The following is a 17012-nucleotide window of genomic DNA, read 5'->3' as shown; positions in this document are numbered from 1 at the left end:
TTATTAAGAGAAACGTACAGGGTCAGAAATCTTCGAGCATCACGTCTTCATCATTGCTGCTTGAAAAGGGGTCGTCCACCATTTTGCCATCTTTGATCAGGTATTCACGGCGTTGGAGAAACGCATTTCGGACAAAAATGTAGCTGTCACCGGAAATGAAACTCTCGGCCGGGATTAAATCGGCCCGCTTGTCGACAACCTGTACGCCCCGTGCATACAGGTCGGTCGGACTGTCAACCGCGTCCCACGCTGATGGCAACACAACGATATCTGTCACCATACCACCGAAATGCCGCGGGCTCGACGGCCCCAGCAACGGTAGCATCAGGTAGGGTCCGGAACCGGCACCCCAGTAACCGAGGGTTTGGCCAAAGTCTTCAGGGCGTTCGGGGAGCTCAAATGCCGTGGCCACGTCGAAAAAGCCCGCCAGCCCAAACACCGTGTTGTAGGTGAAGCGGCCGGCAGCAACTACAGCCGATTCGCCCTTGAGCTGCAACAGACTGTTGGCGAGGTTGCGAATTTCCTGGAGGTTATTGAAGAAATTGGTGATACCACGGTCGATGATATTGGGAGTAACCGTGCGATAAGTTTGCGCCACCGGCTTTAGGAACCATTGGTCGAGCGTCTCGTTAAACCGGAACACCTTTCGGTTCCAGCCCTCATAGGGATCAGAAACTCGTACCTCAGCCGCCCCTTTCGGTGCCGGCTCCTGCATAGCCTGGGCCGATGCCTGGCCAGCTGGCAGCCCTACCAAAAGCGCCGTTGAGAGCAGAAAAACATACCAGCGCCGAAAAAAAAGTAGTCTCATTGTGTGCTCTTGGGTTGTTTAAGTCGTTTCGATCCGTCAAAAATACCGGCGCTTTTATCGTTTTTATTCTGCTCGCTGTTTCGGAGGAACTCTTATGTCAGTACCGGGAAACCACGTCGCCACGCTATCTGTGCCACTCCGCTGGGGCGATATGGATGCTTTTGGCCACGCCAACAACACGGTTTATTTCCGCTTTTTTGAAGAAGCCCGCATCGTGTGGCTCAGCTCCCTGAATCTCGGTGGCCCGGAAGAACCTACGGGCCCGGTCATTATAAAGACCAGTGCGACATTTCTGAAGGAACTGAATCACCCGGCAACCGTCGTGGTGGAAACATACGCAGACAAGGCAGGAAATACCAGCCTTGATACTTACCATGTGCTTACCGATGCCGAAACGGGCGATGTTTACGCGGAGGGTTATGCCAAAGTGGTCTGGTTTGACCGCAAGTCACGGACCTCAACCCGGCTGCCAGATACCCTGAGGGCACTGGCAACCGAATAACGAGGGCTTATCGGCGGCGTACCACTACGCTGCCGATCGAGTAGCCGGCGCCAAAGGAGCAGATCACCCCGATGTCTCCGGATTCCAGGTCTGCCTTGTGTTTATGGAAGGCAATGATCGAACCCGCTGAGCTTGTATTGGCATACTCGTCCAGAATGACCGGCGCTTCATCCTCGGAGGCGTCGCGACCCAGCACTTTGCGGGCAATCAGTTGATTCATGTTCAGATTGGCCTGATGCAACCACATGCGACGCAGGTTGTCCGGCGCCAGCGACAGGTCCTCGAGCTGGTTCTGAATCGTCTCAGCCACCAGCGGGGAGACTTCTTTAAACACCTTCCGGCCCTGCTGAATGAACAGCTTATCCGGCTTGCCCACACCCGACTCATCCGCACGGTTCAGGAAACCGAAGTTGTTGCGGATGTTGTTCGAAAACTGGGTTTTCAGGCGGGTACCGAGGATCTCGAAGCCCTCGCCAGCGTTGGTGTCCTCTTCCCGCTCAACCAGAATGGCTGTGCACGCGTCACCGAAAATGAAGTGGCTGTCACGATCACGGAAGTTGAGATGACCAGAACAGATCTCGGGGCTGACGACCAGAACTGAGCGGGCAGCACCGTTCTCAACCGAGTTGACCGCTGCCTGAAGACCAAACGTCGCCGAACTGCAGGCCACGTTCATGTCATATGCAAAACCGTTAACGCCGAGCGCCTGCTGCACCTCTATGGAAACCGCCGGATAGGCCCGCTGCAGGTTGGAGCAGGCAACGATCACTGCATCCACGTCAGCGGCCGTTTTGCCAGCTTGCTCCAGGGCTTCTTTACAGGCAGAAAGCGCCATTTCGCACTGCACCGAATACTCGTCGTTGCTGCGGTCGGGAATGGACGGCTTCATCCGATGCGGATCCAGGATTCCGTCTTTGTTGATCACATGACGACGTTTGATGCCGGACGCCTTCTCAATGAAGGCCGAGGAAGACGGCTGCAAGGCAGTCACCTCACCGCTGGCAATGGCATCGGCATGCTCTGAATTGAAAATCTCAACAAACTGGTTGAAGGCTTCAACCAGTTCGTCATTGTCTATGGTCGCCGGCGGTGTATAGAGACCGGTTCCGCTAATGACGGCTTTAATCACGCTAACCCCACGTCTTGGTTATTAAAACTGAAGACTTGCCTAATATGCTGCCGGAAATACTAACACAGTCTCCGGCATTTGCCCGTCAGCAAAAGGTACCGTGCGAGACGGACAGGGACGCGTGGAGAATTGGCCTTAAATGCGGGTCTGCTCCCACTGCCTTTCCAATCGCTTGACGGAAACCGTCATCGCTGTGCCGAGTTGTTGTGCGAAAAAGGACACCCGGAATTCCTCCAGCATCCAGCGATAGACGATCAGCTCCGGATCCCGAACGCCCTGGCGAAGCAGTTCGTCTCGCTTGCTGGCGTAGCGGGACCACAGGGGCTCTATGGTGTGCAAAAACTCCCGTTCCCGGCCCATTTCCCGAGGCATCTTTTCCAGCCGAACCAGCGCCGCCTCAAAGTAACGACCAAATTCTGCCAGCCACTCCGGTGGCGTCGCCACCAGGAACCCGGGATAAACCAAGTTCGCCAATTGAAACTTGAGATCCGCCATGCTCGAGGCCAGGGCCAGGCTGATCTTACCCTTCAGTCTCTTCGCCACTTTCTGATAGCCCGTCATGGCCTGGTGTAACCGCTGATCCGCTTCTTCCAGCGCCGGGATAAAGTCACCCCGGTGACGATCAAACAGTTCGCCAAACGCCTCGGCTGTCCTTGGTACGCCGTCGCTGAGAAAGTGCTGCATTGCAGTGGCAAGTAACAGATCATCAAGCAGCACGCTGGCCCGACCGATCGGGGCAAACATCAATGCGGACTGTTTGAATCTCGGCAGCTTGCGCTCCAGATCCTCCAGAGTCTTGCCAAAGCGATTCAGGAACAGGCGAGCCACGGCCTTACGGGTGGTGTCTTCTGCGGTTAATCGATCGAGGCAGCGAATCTGACGGACCGATTTTCCCTGGTCTTCCAGCGCGGGATAAACCGTCACCTGCATGCCGCCCTTTTCGGTCTGCACCTGCTCCGGCAAGGTGCCAAACTGCCAGTCGGTATGCTCGGCCGTCGGTTCTGTAGTCTTGGATTCACTGGTGGCGGACGCCAATGCCTCTTCCGCCTTTCCTTCCAGCTGGTCCTGCAGCTGAGAGGTCTCGCGCCCCTCAGCCATGACCTTGCCACCATCCCCCATGACTCGAAGGTTCATGCGTAAATGCCGGGGCAGTTCGGACTCCGGCCAGGCCTCGGGATCAATCCGTACCCCAGTCATGCGCCTCAGTTGTTCAGCCAATTGCAGGGCAAGAGGTTCGTTCGAAGGCTGCATATTTGCCAGCGCTGCATCGACAAAATCCGGAACCGGCACAAAATTACGCCGCAGGGACTTCGGCAACCCCTTCACCAGCGCGACACACTTTTCCCGCAGCAAACCAGGCACCAGCCATTCAAGTCGCCGGGAAGGAATCTGCTTCAGTGCCATGAGAGGCACTTGCAGCGTTACCCCGTCTCGCTCGCTGGTGGGTTCAAACTCGTAGCTCAGCGGATAGCGAACGCCCTCCCACTCCAGGTAATCGGGGTACAGCTCACCCGCCTGAGCGTCTACCGGGCGTTGCAAAATATCCTCTTCCGTCAGCTCAAGGTGCTTGAGCTCTTCGGCAGACAGGCTTTTCCACCAGGTCTCAAAGTGCCGGCCACTGACAATATCTGCCGGCAGGCGCTCGTCGTAGAAGGCAACCAACGCCTCATCATCTACCAGGAGGTCGCGGCGCCGGGTTTTCTTCTCCAGATTTTCAACGGTGTCGAGCATAGCCCGGTTGCGGGCAATGAACGGCGCCTTCGAGCGATAATCCCCTTCCACCAGAGCGCGGCGAATAAAAAGATTCCGGCACTCGGCGGGATCAACCTTGCTATAAGGAATCCGTCGCTTGGGTACTACGTCCAGACCGTAGAGGGTCACCTTCTCGTAGCCCATCACCTGGGCCCGTTTTTGCTCCCAGTGCGGTTCGAAATAGTTGTGCTTGACCACATGCCCGGCCAAGGGCTCGATCCACTCAGGCTGAATGGCCGCGACCATGCGCGCAAATACCCGACTGGTCTCCACGATTTCGGTGGCGACGATCCATTTCGGCCCGGTTTTGGACACCTTGGAACCCGGGAAAATCAGCACCTTCCGGTTGCGCGTTGCCAGGTATTCCTTCTTTTCAACCTTCACCGCGACCTGCCCGAGCAGACCCGCCAGGATGGCCTGATGCAGCGCCTCATAACTGGCGGCATCTTTATTCGACGCCAGCTTTTGCTCACGACAAATCAGGGTTAGCTGACGATGAATGTCCCGCCATTCGCGCATCCGCATCCAGCTCAGGAAATTCTTCTGACAGACCTTTTTCATCTGGTTCTGGGACAGCTCCTGACGCTGTTCTTCGTAGAAATTCCAGATGTTCAGCAGGGTAACGAAATCTGAGTCCTTGTCGTTAAACGGTGCATGGGCCTGGTCCGCGGCCTGCTGTTTTTCCTGGGGCCGCTCGCGCGGATCCTGCACACTGAGCCCGGCGATGATGATCAGGGTTTCTGCCAGGCTCCCCTTGTCGGCCGCGGTGACCAGCATCCTGGCCAGCCGCGGATCCAGTGGCAGTCGGGACATGGTACGGCCAAGTTTGGTGACCCGACGTTTGTCATCAACCGCGCTCAGCTCTTCGAGCAGCTTGTAGCCATCGTTGACCTGCCGGCGATCCGGCGCCTCCAGGAACGGAAAGTTGCGAATTTCCCCTAGGCCAGACGTCGCCATTTGCAGAATGACCGAGGCCAGATTGGTGCGCAGGATTTCCGGGTCGGTGTATTCCGGGCGATTGATGAAGTCAGTTTCATCGTACAGCCGGAAACAGATGCCCGGTGCAACCCGCCCGCATCGCCCTGCCCTCTGGTTCGCACTGGCCTGGGAGATGGGCTCGACGGGCAGACGCTGGATCTTGGAGCGCACGCTATAGCGACTGATCCTGGCAACACCGGTGTCGATCACATAGCGAATCCCCGGCACCGTCAGGGAGGTTTCTGCCACGTTGGTCGACAGCACAATTCGGCGCCCCCGGTGCGACTGGAACACCCGATTCTGTTCCTGATTGCTAAGGCGCGAGTACAGCGGCAGGATTTCCGTGTGTTTCAGGTCTACATGACGAAGCACCTTACTGAGATTCCGAATTTCCCGCTCACCCGGCAGGAACACCAAGACGTCCCCGGGCGGTTGTTTCTCGGAGCGTTCGTGCTGCTCAATTTCATCCAGGGCGGAAATCACACCATCGGTCCAGCCCTGATCGCGATCGTCCTCGTCGCCGGTCAGTGGCCGGTAACGAACATCCACCGGAAAAGTCCGGCCGCTGACCTCAATAACCGGTGCCTGGTTAAAGAACTCACTGAATCGCTCAACCTCGATGGTCGCCGAGGTAATGATCACTTTCAGGTCGGGACGCTTGGGCAGAAGTTGGCGCAGGTAACCCAGTATGAAGTCGATGTTGAGGCTGCGCTCGTGCGCCTCGTCGATAATCAGCGTGTCGTACCGGTCGAGGAAACGATCGTGCTGTATTTCCGCCAGCAGTATGCCGTCAGTCATTACCTTGACCCGGGACTGCTCTGAGGTCGTGTCGGTGAATCGAACCTGATAGCCAATTTGCTGGCCGGTCTGCTCGCCAAGCTCATCGGAAATTCTGGCTGCAACACTGCGGGCCGCGATCCTCCGAGGCTGGGTATGACCAATGACACCCCGAATACCCCGGCCGGAGTTCATGCAGATTTTCGGGATCTGGGTGGTCTTACCGGAGCCAGTTTCACCGGCAATAATCACCACCTGATTGTTCTCAATGGCCTGCTGGATGTCATCTACCCGCTCCGACACCGGCAGGCCTTCCGGAAAACTGGCCGTCTTGTGCAACGCTTGGCGTTGCTGGACCTTTTCAAGGCCTCGCTCCAGCCATCGGGCCATCTTCTCAAGATCCTTCTGGCCCGGGTCCCCCTTGGATCGGGCCACAGCCTTCAGAATCCGGGCGGCTTCCTGCTGATTGCAGATCTCCAGCTGGCTCATCATGGCTTTCACGGCCGCCTTGCCATCAGGCGGCGGGTTGGCGGCGCTGGTTCGATCAGTGGTGGTGTTTGTCATCGCAATAGGGAGTCGTTCTCAATCGGTATCGGTTACTGGCTTGGCGACAGTCTATCGGGAAAGCCATACGCTTAAAAATGGAAAACCCCGCCGAAGCGGGGTTTGTATTCACACCTGCCCCGATGAACGGGGCCGGACACCAGTGGTGCCCTGGCCAGTTAACTGGCGTTGGCTTCGTCGCGCAATTCGCGACGCAGTATCTTGCCGACGTTGGTCTTGGGCAATTCCTCGCGGAACTCAAAATGCTTGGGCACTTTGTACGCCGTCAGACGCTCGCGACAGAATTCCTTCAGCTCATTCGCGCTGACACCTTCAGCCGTTGCCACCAGGTATACCTTCACCGCTTCACCACTCTTGGGGTCAGGAATACCAACTGCGGCACACTCAACCACTTTCGGGTGGCTGCTTACCACGTCTTCGATCTCGTTCGGGAACACGTTGAAGCCGGACACGATGATCATGTCCTTCTTACGGTCAACGATACGGATGTAACCGTCTTCTTGGACCAGTGCAACATCACCGGTTTTAAGGAATCCATCGTCGGTGAACGACTTCTGGGTGTCTTCCGGGCGCTGCCAGTAGCCACGCATTACCTGCGGCCCCTTGACGCAAAGTTCGCCCGGCTCACCGACCGGCGTCTCGTTGCCGTCGTCATCAATGGTTTTGATTACGGTAGAAGGAATCGGCAGGCCAATGGTACCCAGCTGGATGGCAACGTGGGGATTGAAAGTCACCACCGGTGAGGTTTCGGTCATACCGTAGCCTTCAGAAATTTCGCAACCGGTAACCTTCTCCCACATCTTCGCAGTATCGCTGGTCAGGGCCATGCCACCGGACGATGTCAGCTTGAGGCTGCTGAAGTCCAGGTTCCGGAACTCTTCGTTGTTGCACAGAGCCACGAACAGGGTGTTCAGGCCAAGGAACGCCGAGAACTTGTGGTTCTTGAGCTCTTTAACAAAGCCTGGAATGTCACGCGGGTTCGGGATCAGCACGTTGTGCGCACCGGCTTCCAGCATGATGCCGCAGTTCAAAGTGAAGGAATAGATGTGATACAGCGGCAGAGGCGCGATCACTACTTCCTGACCTTCGACCACGATATCGCCCATCATCGGGCGGGTTTGCAGCAGGTTTGCCACCAGGTTGCCGTGGGTCAGCATTGCCCCTTTGGCCACCCCGGTGGTGCCACCGGTGTACTGCAGCACAGCAATGTCGTCTTTCTTGCACTCAACCGGCGTAAATTTCTCACGTGCGCCAGCGCTCAGTACCGCCGGCAATTTATGGGCGCCGGGGATATTGAAAGGAGGCACCATCTTCTTCACGTGCTTAATCACGGCGTTCAGCAGCGTCCGCTTGATCGGCGAATGCATGTCCGCAATCTCAGTAACAATCACGTGTTCAATACCGGTATGCGGCAGGACCTTCTCAGCGTTCTCAGCCATGTTGGCCAATACCACCAGCGCCTTGGCACCCGAATCGTTGAACTGGTGCTCCATTTCGCGGGTGGTGTACAGAGGATTGGTGTTCACCACAATCAAACCGGCGCGCATGGCACCGAATACCACAACAGGATATTGACTAACGTTCGGCATCTGGACGGCAATGCGATCGCCGGGTTTCAGGTCCGTCTTATTTTGCAGCCACGCCGCAAAGTTGCGGCTCTGGGTGTCCAGATCACGGTAGGTGAGAGTCGCGCCAACAGCACTAAAGGCAGGACGGTCCGCGTGTTTCTTAACGGACTGGTCGAATACGTCAACCATGCTGCTGTACTTGTTCAGGTCGACCTCACGAGGTACGCCGGCAGGGTATTTATCCTGATAGAACTGCTCGAAATCCATCACCATCTCCTGTTTGGCATTTCTGATTGTAATAATCCACTTGTGCAACGCTGATCAAAATCAACCCTACAAAAGTATCAGAGTCAAAAAAGTGGGGAGAGAATAGCAGTTTTGTGAACGATGAGGTAGTTTTCAGGGAGCAAGCCTAAACACTTGTACTCGAATCGAATTCGTCCGGAGCACACGATGAGCGATATTCTGGATACCCTGGAAAACATCACCTACAACGAGCTAAACGAAGGCGACAGCGCCACCTATGTAAAAACCCTTTCTGAGGACGAGTTGGTGTTGTTTGCGGCGGTAACCGGAGATTTGAATCCGGTCCACCTTGATTCCGAATATGCCGCCGAATCCATGTTCAAGGAACGCGTCGCGCACGGAATGTGGAGTGGATCACTCATTTCCGCTGCACTGGCAACCGTTATGCCTGGCCCGGGCACTGTCTATTTGGAACAGAGCCTGTCGTTCAAACGCCCGGTTAAACTGGATGATACCCTCACCGTCACGCTCCACGTGCTGCGCAAAGAGGCGCAAAACCGTGTCGTCTTCAAGTGCGACGTGCGCAACCAGAACAACCAGCGGGTAGTCACTGGTGAGGCCCGGGTGATTGCCCCCACCGAAAAGGTGTCCTTGAACAAACCTCGCCTCCCCAAAATCACCATTGAGGGCTGATTAGCCGTCTACCCCGGAAGGAAATCGATGGGAAACCGGACTTTTCTGGTTTCCACATCATCTGCGCCAAAGTTGAACAGCCGGACTCGCATGGCGATACGCTGCTCCAACGGTGGGTTACCCAATTCCGAACTGACGACCTGACAGGCCGATACTGAGCCATCAGGCTCGATGATCAGCTCCAGCAGGAGTTGGCCCTCGAGCGTTGGGTCTTGCCTCAACTCACGGCGATACAAGGAATAAAGTGCGGTTTTCTGGGCGTCAAAGACTTTGCGTATGTTACTCATGGCCCGCTCACCCACCGACGATTCTGGCCGGACCTGCCTGGCCACCTTGGATACTGGCTTTGCCACAGCCTTGACCTCCTTCACCCGGTGCCCCTGCACCGCAACCTGAGCCTGAGGTGTCGCAGAATCCGTCACGCCACCACTACCCTGAAAAACTTCCGATGCGGGTTTGATGTTCTGCGCTGCCATTTCAGCACGGGTGTTTGCTCGCAGCCCCTCAGATTCACTTACAGCTGGCGTCCTTAAGGAGGCGAGCCGGTCCTTCATGGCAAGCAAACCGGAACGGGAAGCCTTTTCCCGCGCCTGCTCCGCAGTCTGACGCTTGGCAGCAACGGGTTCAGGTTTAGGCGCCGGTTCAGGCGCAGGCTTTTCAACCGCGGGTTTTGGTTGGGCTTCAGGAACCGGCTCTTCTTTAGTGACGGGTTCTGGTTCCGGCGGTTTGGGTTCAGGAGCCACAATCGGTTTTGGCCGATCCACCAAACGAGCCAGTTGTGGTGGAACCTGTTCAGCCTCGGAACGTTCAATCTCGGGAACGTGAAGGGAGGGAATCCAGAGTGAAACAGGAAGGAAAATAACGGCGACCAGTGCGGCTATAATAGCGAACTGGCGATCTTCTCTGGCGGCGGAACTCCAAGGCAGCTCGCCACTGGCTGCGCTCCACTGGCGAAGGTCAGCCATTGTGCACCTCCGCCTCAACGGCCAAGCGGACCTGCCGGAATTGCTGGTCAACACAGGTTTGCATGATTTTGCGCAACAGCCGGTAGTTGGTATCCCGCCCGGCCATGATGGTCACCTGGAAGCCTGCTTCAGGCACGGCAGATTGCCGCTGACGGCGGAACGCGAGCTCGTCCGCCAAGCCTGCGATGTGAACGTCGCTCACTTCGATCCCATCCAGCCGGGCAACCTCACGGCCTTGAACCAGGATCACACCGCTGGCCACCTGAACCACCAAGGAGTCAGCAGCCTCTTGCTCGGCCGTGGATTTGGGCAAAGCGACATCGGCCGTGTTCTTCATCACTGTGACGTCGGACGAGTTAACCATCAGGAAGAAAACAAGGATGGTAAAAATGTCCATCAGAGAAACCAGATTGAGCCCCCCTGCCCGGTGCATTCGACCGTAATGACGCCGAATTCTTCCTGCTCTGCGTGACGATTTCATACGCCCTCCCTGGCCGCAACACCGCCAGCATCGGCGAGCTGTCGATCTGCCGGCGCATCCATCAACGCAACATCGGGGAAGAGCTCGCCTTCAACCACACTCGCGGCAACAACGGCCGGGTACGAACGCACCGTATCCATGGCGTGCACCAGTGTCTGGTAATCGATATCCGCTCCCACCTCCAGAATGACGTCGGTCTTATTGGGGGCACGGCGCTTTATTTCCTTTAATACCTGCCTCAAGCCGCCGAAATCCTGCTCGTTGTTATTCGCTGGCAATGCCACGATGACGCCGCGCTCACTGTCAGCAACCTGGAGCCCAGCCGGAATTAGCGTAACCACCAGCCTGAGTTCCTGAGCCTCCCCTGAACCCACCGTGTCTAGACCGGGAAAGTTGAGCTCAATCATGCGCACCTGGCTGAAAACCATGCCCAGCAGCAAAACCGGGACCAGCACAATCATCAGATTCATGAACGGCGTAATGTCCAGATCTGGTGAAGCAGCCATTCTTCGATGTCGGCGTCTCATACACACTTACTCATGAGGTGATAGCCATGTCAGAACTATTCCTGAATTAAGCCAGGGCGGTTTGGCTGCGTTGATCCGAGATGATATTCAACAATTTGACGCCTGCCATTTCGAAGCTGTCGACAATTTCGTTGGTCCGGGTTTGCAGCACCGCATGAAACATCAACAGAGGAATAGCCGACATAAGGCCAAATGCCGTGGTGTTCATCGCGATCGAAATACTCTCTGACAGCAGGCTTGCCTTCTGCGAAGGGTCGGCTGCCGCGACCGCGGTAAACGCAGCAATCAGGCCAATAATCGTGCCCAGCAGACCCAGCAAGGTGGCAATGTTCGCAAGGGTGGCCAGGTATTGGGTGCGTTTTTCCAGGCGAGGCAATACCTCCATCAGCCCTTCTTCCATCGCGTATTCGATATCCTCGCGCCGGCTGTGGTTCAGCAAGCGCGCAATGCCTGCACCCATGATGGCGGCAATGGCGCTGTCAGAATTACTGGCGGCCTTCATCGCACGCTGGTAATCACGTTTCTGCAGCAGCGGTAAGATCCCACGCTCAAAGGCCACACGGTTTCTGCGTCGAACCGAGGCAAGGTAAAAGAAGCGCTCGAGGGTGATCGCAAGCCCAATGGCGAGCACCACCGCGATGGGATACATAAACGGCCCACCTTCCTGAAAAAATCGAACCATCGTGTCCAGCATGTGTCTGCTCTCCGTGATTACTGCGTGGTTATTGTGTTGTTATTACCGAGCCCTCATTGGGGCTCAGAAGCGATGGATTGAGAGATTCGCGAAACAGCCGATGACCCTCAAAAATGACCGGATCCACAGGTTGAGTCAGCGTCGGAAACTGATCCTGTAGCTCTTCCCGTGGCCGGCGCGGCAAGGTGGGCGCCTGCCAAGGCAGAATATAGAGCACACGCGGATTATCCTCGCCAATGCGCGCCGACAGCCCCTCCACGTTTAGGTTTATGCCCTGCTCTTCGGGACTCTGGCCCGGTGCCGAGGCCAATGAAGCGTGAGCAGTAAGAGCGAAAAAGACCGCGACCAGGCTAGGTACCAATCGCCTAACCGTTGCTGCCCACCCGCTGATTTCATTCATTCAGTCCAGCCTCCGTTCGAGGTCAGCAATCCAGCCGGCCACTGCCTGATCTTCCGCTTCAGAAAGCTCTCGGTAACGCCGGTAATGCACCAGTGCTTTCTGAAGATCGAGGAGATACAGCTCGGCAATCACCCCGAGGTTGTAATGAAGCTCCGCAACCCTGGGTGAATGCTCCAGCCCACGCTCCAGCAGTGACGTGGCTTCCGCGAAGCTGCGATCCTCGACCAACAGCAGCGCCAAATTGTTTACCACCACAGGATCTGCGGGATTTAAATCTACTGCCTGGCGCCACGCACGCTTGGCTGCCCCCGCATTGCCCTGCTCCAACGCTTGCCTACCCTGCTCTGCCAGAGTCGCGGCCAGAGCGGGATCGACTTGTGCCTGCGGCTTAACCACCGGGCCAGAGCAGCCCGCTAACACGGCCAAGCACACACCAAACAACAGGGCGCAAACCTCACTTCTGCCACCCATCAGCCCGGCCCTCCACTCGACGCATTTTGGTCTTTCCACGTCATCCACCGCACGGCACGGCTATAACGTCCAGGGTTGAGTTGAGCCAGAACGCCCAGGCTCTTGCCAATCCAGCCATCGTAACCGTGGTCTGTCACTCGACGATGATTGTCGGAGTGCAGGGCAATTGCTTTTTCCTCAAAGGGGAACGCCTCTTCCTCCAGCAACATTTGATACTGCATGGCCTCAAGTTCGTTCAGGTCTGCCGGAACCGACGACGTCATCAGGTCCTGAGCAAAAACCCGGTAAAGTTCGGCACGACGGAACAGCGTCTCCGAGCGCACGGCCTCCCCTCCCAGCTGCTCAGCCTCAAGAAATCGCATTCGGGCACTCTCCAGGGCGCGCTGTTTTCGATCCAGCGAGTCAGCCAGTGGCTGGCTAAGGGGGATCGAGGTAAAGATCGCGGCATCCCTGGCACCGAGCACCAAGGCAGCCCGGGCTGACCAGGCCAGGGACTCTTCAGAGTGCCACGGACTGGCTAATTCACTTGCCACCATAGCCGACCGAAGATTACCGGTCGGTTCACCGGAATTGATTAACCGATGCCGCATGGTTTGAAGTTGAAGGTGCTGTTCGGCGTCTTCAGCGCTCGGATTGGTCTTCAGGTAACTCAAGTAGAGCCGGTCGCGGTTGCCCTGATCGCCGGCCAGGTGGAAAAGCTCGGCGGCTTTTAATTGCAGGGGCCAAGGCTCGGCCGCGGTCGACGCGGCGCCGAGCAATTCATTGGCGGCCTGAACAGGCTGATCCGAGGCCACGTAAGCATGGACCAGCTTGTCGCTGATTCCAGCCGCCAGTTCATGGTCGGAAAATCTGGTGCGGAAAAGGCGGAGCTGTTCGATGGCCAGCGCCCACCGGCCCGCTTTCAGCAACGAGTTGGCGGCATCAAAGCGCCCTTTGATGGCAATTTCCGATCCTGGCAAAACTGCCTCTATTCGGGTGAAATGCTCGACCGCACTGGTCAGGTCGCCGCGCGCATTAGCCGCTTCGCCCTGACGGTAAATGGCCCCTGCCAGCTGTTGTTTTGCATTCCCCTCCGAATCGTTCTTGTTCGATTCCGGCATTTCCTGCAATACCTGCTTCCAGGCCCGTTCAGCCAAAGCATATTCCCGCCGGCTCTGGCGCGCCTTGGCAATCACCAACCAGGCGGCGTAGCGTTCCTCAGCAGAGGCTTTGGCGTTGGTGGCAGTCCGGCCTGCATAGGTCAGTGCCGATTCCAGATTGCCTGATGCCAACCACCGGGAAGCCAGATCGGCAGTAAGACCGGAAAGGCGAGAATCGTCAGGAAAGCTCTGTTCAAATCGGTCAGACTCGACAGAGACCGTTGCCAAGTCAGGCCGGAACTCGGTAGTTCGACGGTCGGCCTCGAGACCATCGCGCAGCAGGACCAGGGCCGCCCAGCCGGCATCGGCCGCCTCTGGGTAATGGTCAGTTTGATAGGCCGCCCGCTGATAGTCCGACAACGCCCGGAGATATTGCCCCGCCTGCAACCGCGCATCACCGGCAAGGCGAAATAGCTGACCCGCGGACCCAGCGCGTGATGCCAGGGATTCATAGTAGCTAGCGGCTGCGGAAAACGCGCCCTGAGCCCGAACCTTATCGTTTTTGGCGAAGGCCAGGGTTCCTTGGTTGTAGTGGAAATCGGCGAGCGTCCGACTGTACGACTGCCACCTCGCCTGGTCCGGCTCAGACAATCCCTGATAACTCGATGGGGCCGCATACATCGCAATATAATCTGCCTTTGCGGCACGAACTGCGTCAGGTTTTCCGGCCCGCTCCCACACAGCGGCAATCTGGGCCATGAACGCAGGGTTCTTGGGATGGTTCGGATGAGAACGGACAAACCACTTGTTGGTGGCAACGCTTGCCTCGTAATCGCCTTGAACCGCATAGAAATCAGCAAGCCGGTCGAATAACAGATACGCCCAGTGTCGCGGTGCTTCTGCTTTAAGCCAGGCAGCCAACGTATCCGGCCCCTCTTTCCGTGCAGCCATCAGGGCCAGGGCCCGGAATGTGTCATCAATGGCGTCGACCGCCGATGTCTGTGGATTCTGAAGGCTATGAGCGTCCGGAAGGAATTCGTTTAGAACGGACAGAAACGTAAGGCCCGCGCGCTCCCAGGCAGACGGGCCTTGCTTGAACTGACTCCATCCCAGCATGTATTGAGCTTTGGCAATGAGAGCACCGGCGTGTTCGCCGTTTATCAGGGCCCGATAGCCGGTCTCTGCCTCAGCGAATCGACCGGCGGAAAAGTCTGATTCTGCAATCCGGAAACGGGCCTCCGGCACGAGTGGGGACTGGGGATAAAGGCCCACCAGTTGTTTAAGCCGATCTACAGATTGTTCCGACTGCCCGGTGAGTGCATAAGCCTTGGCCATCTGGTATAGCAATTCGTCAAGGCGACCTCCGAATGAACCCTGCCCAAGTATGGCTTCGTAACTGCTGAGAACCTCACCATAGACACGCTCTTCTTCTTCGGGTGAAAAACCCAGGTCCTGGCCAGTGCGATCGCGGATATTGGTTAGGCGGTTGAGCGCGTCAATCCGCACAGCTGGCTCATCAGACGACCGGAACAATTGCTGATACCGGCGGGCGACTTCCGCCGGGGAAATGGCCGGCATCGGCCTGGATTCGAACTTGAGATACACCGGACGCATATCGGCAATGGTCTCGCCGTCGCGACCGAGCTCGACCCGAAAAGACTCCTGGCCCGCCGTCGGCAGCGGCATCAGCAATGAAGACATTAGCGCGCAAACGAACCGTCTCATTGAATCGCCTCCGCAAGGTTTTCCAGCGCCAGGTATTCATAGAGGTGGGCGATCTGTTGTGCGGTTTTATCGATAGCATTAGCCATTTCATTGTCCTGCTCACTGACGTATTCCAGCGCCAATTGATCCAGGTGTTTCTCGGCCTGCTGCGCCAGGAAAAAGCTCTGAGCCGACAGCCGCTCAGTCTGATTCCTCAGTGTTCGAGTTTGATCCAGCTGCTTTCGGATTGTGAACGGTCGAGCGCTAACTCGGCCCTTAAGTTTTTGCAGGTTGTCGGCGGAGGCTGAGAGGGTTTCCGAGACATTGCGAAGGACCTCTGCCTGAGCAGCATCCAGCGGCTCCGTGGTTAGCTCCTCCAGCCGCCGAGCCAATGTCATTTGGCGCTCGCGACGCTCAGTGGCCTCGCCATCACCCTGGGCATCAAGCAATACCAACTGATCGGCCAATGACTGAGCAAATATGCCGAGATCCCTTTGCTGCTTTTCCAGGCCCTGGCCTAGCTCCCTCAGCGCGGCCACTCGGCGCACAGCCCTTTGGGCCTCAGGCTGCGCCATAAAATCCAGTAGATAGGCCATTCTTGGCTGAGTCAGCGTTCGGCTGTCTGCCAGGAACCACTCGAGATCGGATGCCCGTGAATCTTCAACCAAGGACTTGTAGGCGCCCTGCTCGCGTATTCCGGTAGCCAGCTTGCGCAGGGTAACGCGTTCGCTCTCAAAGGCGGCATTGGCCGCAACATAGGCCTCGCCGGCCTGCCCCAAGTAGCCGGACAGATCGAATCCGCGCCCCATGGCAATCCAGGCATCCGCCACACCGGAAAACGCCAGCGGGAATTTTTTGGCTCGATGCCAGCTTTGCATTGAGGCGCGATGATTGCCCTTTTTAGCAAGTGCCAGCCCATGCAGGTACAGGGCGTGGGGCGTACTGTCGGACTCTAGGGAGACTTTTTCCAAAAACCCGATTGCCTTGTCGGGTTCGCCATTCTGCAAGGCCAGGTAACCAGCCCGAACCCGAAGGCGATTCAACAAATGGTCCTTTCGATCCGCATTCAAATCCCTTTCCGCCATGGCCATCGCGACTCGCAAAGCCACTAGCGCTCGGGTGGGATTCAGATCGGAGCGAGCGTATTCGCTGGACAGATTCAAATACCCGTTGGCGGCCCAGAATCCTGCCTCCATCTTTGCCAGTACCTGCCCGGCTTTCTCGGACCTGTCTGATTCCAGCTCCAGCTCGGCCAGCCAGTAGCCAGCCTCCTGCCGTGTTTCTCCAAAGCCAACACGCACCGCAAGTTCAAGCCATTGCCTGGCTTCTGTAATCTCACCTTGAGCCGCCTGATAACGACCCAGCAAGAGCGCGGCTTCAGCGCGGTGATACTGGCCCTCAACCACCTGTTTCAGGGCCTCAATACCCTCGGCCGTTTTTCCCGTACTCATGAGCACCTGTGCTCGGAGAAACTCTGCGGACTCTCCCTTGAGCTGCTCTGAAAGCTCTGATACCGGTGCAAGCTCACCCGTCGTCACGCCAAAACGGACCAATCCCTCGTTGAGCTTTTCCGATGCCTGGCCAGTTGCCGGAACCGCCAAAGACGGAACAGCACTCAGCAACACCATAGAGAAAACGAAATTCAGGGACGAGAACGTACGGAACATCATGGGT

Annotated in this window: 14 protein-coding genes; 2 read left to right on the top strand and 12 right to left on the bottom strand. The window is 57.0% G+C overall.

Annotated features, from left to right (window positions below; translation table 11 throughout):
- Window positions 1-22: 22 nt before the first annotated feature.
- Window positions 23-808: an MlaA family lipoprotein gene (locus tag FGO67_RS10685; protein ID WP_203300681.1), complete on the bottom strand. Its 786-nt coding sequence runs from the start codon at window positions 806-808 to the stop codon at window positions 23-25.
- A gap of 94 nt (window positions 809-902) precedes the next feature.
- Between FGO67_RS10685 and FGO67_RS10680 the strand changes: the two genes are divergently transcribed.
- Complete coding sequence (locus FGO67_RS10680) at window positions 903-1310, top strand: acyl-CoA thioesterase (RefSeq protein ID WP_203300680.1); 408 nt, start codon at window positions 903-905, stop codon at window positions 1308-1310.
- Window positions 1311-1317: 7 nt separating this feature from the next.
- Here the strand turns inward: FGO67_RS10680 and FGO67_RS10675 are convergent, their stop codons facing one another.
- The 3 genes from FGO67_RS10675 to FGO67_RS10665 all read right to left on the bottom strand — a co-directional run bounded on the left by FGO67_RS10675 (window position 1318) and on the right by FGO67_RS10665 (window position 8345).
- Complete coding sequence (locus FGO67_RS10675; protein ID WP_203300679.1) at window positions 1318-2439, bottom strand: beta-ketoacyl-ACP synthase III; 1122 nt, start codon at window positions 2437-2439, stop codon at window positions 1318-1320.
- A gap of 135 nt (window positions 2440-2574) precedes the next feature.
- On the bottom strand, window positions 2575-6438 hold the full coding sequence (hrpA, locus tag FGO67_RS10670) for an ATP-dependent RNA helicase HrpA (RefSeq protein ID WP_238942418.1): 3864 nt from the start codon (window positions 6436-6438) through the stop codon (window positions 2575-2577).
- A 230-nt stretch (window positions 6439-6668) separates the two neighbouring features.
- Window positions 6669-8345, bottom strand: a complete 1677-nt coding sequence (locus tag FGO67_RS10665) for an AMP-binding protein (RefSeq protein WP_203300677.1) — start codon at window positions 8343-8345, stop codon at window positions 6669-6671.
- A 186-nt stretch (window positions 8346-8531) separates the two neighbouring features.
- Between FGO67_RS10665 and FGO67_RS10660 the strand changes: the two genes are divergently transcribed.
- Complete coding sequence (locus tag FGO67_RS10660; RefSeq protein WP_203300676.1) at window positions 8532-9017, top strand: MaoC/PaaZ C-terminal domain-containing protein; 486 nt, start codon at window positions 8532-8534, stop codon at window positions 9015-9017.
- 8 nt (window positions 9018-9025) lie between these two features.
- Here the strand turns inward: FGO67_RS10660 and FGO67_RS10655 are convergent, their stop codons facing one another.
- From FGO67_RS10655 to FGO67_RS10620, 8 genes are read right to left on the bottom strand one after another with little or no spacing between them, the layout of a single operon-like run.
- Window positions 9026-9982 carry an AgmX/PglI C-terminal domain-containing protein gene (locus tag FGO67_RS10655; protein ID WP_203300675.1) on the bottom strand — a complete coding sequence of 319 codons (957 nt, stop codon included), beginning with the start codon at window positions 9980-9982 and terminating at the stop codon, window positions 9026-9028.
- Window positions 9975-10463 (bottom strand): ExbD/TolR family protein, encoded by a 489-nt coding sequence (locus tag FGO67_RS10650; RefSeq protein ID WP_203300674.1) that lies wholly within the window; start codon window positions 10461-10463, stop codon window positions 9975-9977. Before FGO67_RS10650 ends, FGO67_RS10655 begins: the two co-directional genes overlap by 8 nt.
- The gene (locus FGO67_RS10645; protein ID WP_203300673.1) at window positions 10460-10990 is read right to left on the bottom strand and encodes a biopolymer transporter ExbD; all 531 of its coding nucleotides are present in this window, start codon (window positions 10988-10990) and stop codon (window positions 10460-10462) included. Before FGO67_RS10645 ends, FGO67_RS10650 begins: the two co-directional genes overlap by 4 nt.
- Window positions 10991-11036: 46 nt before the next feature.
- A complete protein-coding gene (locus tag FGO67_RS10640) occupies window positions 11037-11684 on the bottom strand; it encodes a MotA/TolQ/ExbB proton channel family protein (protein ID WP_203300672.1) in 648 nt (215 codons plus the stop codon).
- A gap of 28 nt (window positions 11685-11712) precedes the next feature.
- The gene (locus tag FGO67_RS10635; protein WP_203300671.1) at window positions 11713-12084 is read right to left on the bottom strand and encodes a hypothetical protein; all 372 of its coding nucleotides are present in this window, start codon (window positions 12082-12084) and stop codon (window positions 11713-11715) included.
- Window positions 12085-12555: a tetratricopeptide repeat protein gene (locus FGO67_RS10630; protein ID WP_203300670.1), complete on the bottom strand. Its 471-nt coding sequence runs from the start codon at window positions 12553-12555 to the stop codon at window positions 12085-12087.
- Entirely contained in the window at window positions 12555-15359 is a 2805-nt protein-coding gene (locus FGO67_RS10625) for a tetratricopeptide repeat protein (RefSeq protein ID WP_203300669.1), read from the bottom strand. Before FGO67_RS10625 ends, FGO67_RS10630 begins: the two co-directional genes overlap by 1 nt.
- Window positions 15356-17008 carry a tetratricopeptide repeat protein gene (locus tag FGO67_RS10620; RefSeq protein ID WP_203300668.1) on the bottom strand — a complete coding sequence of 551 codons (1653 nt, stop codon included), beginning with the start codon at window positions 17006-17008 and terminating at the stop codon, window positions 15356-15358. The genes FGO67_RS10625 and FGO67_RS10620 overlap by 4 nt, the downstream gene beginning before the upstream one ends.
- Window positions 17009-17012 lie beyond the last annotated feature (4 nt).

The sequence above is a fragment of the Marinobacter sediminum genome (genome assembly GCF_016820575.1).
Taxonomy (GTDB): Bacteria; Pseudomonadota; Gammaproteobacteria; order Pseudomonadales; family Oleiphilaceae; genus Marinobacter; species Marinobacter sediminum.
The sequence above is the reverse complement of the archived record's forward strand: the minus strand, read 5'-3'. Positions and strand labels throughout refer to the sequence as shown.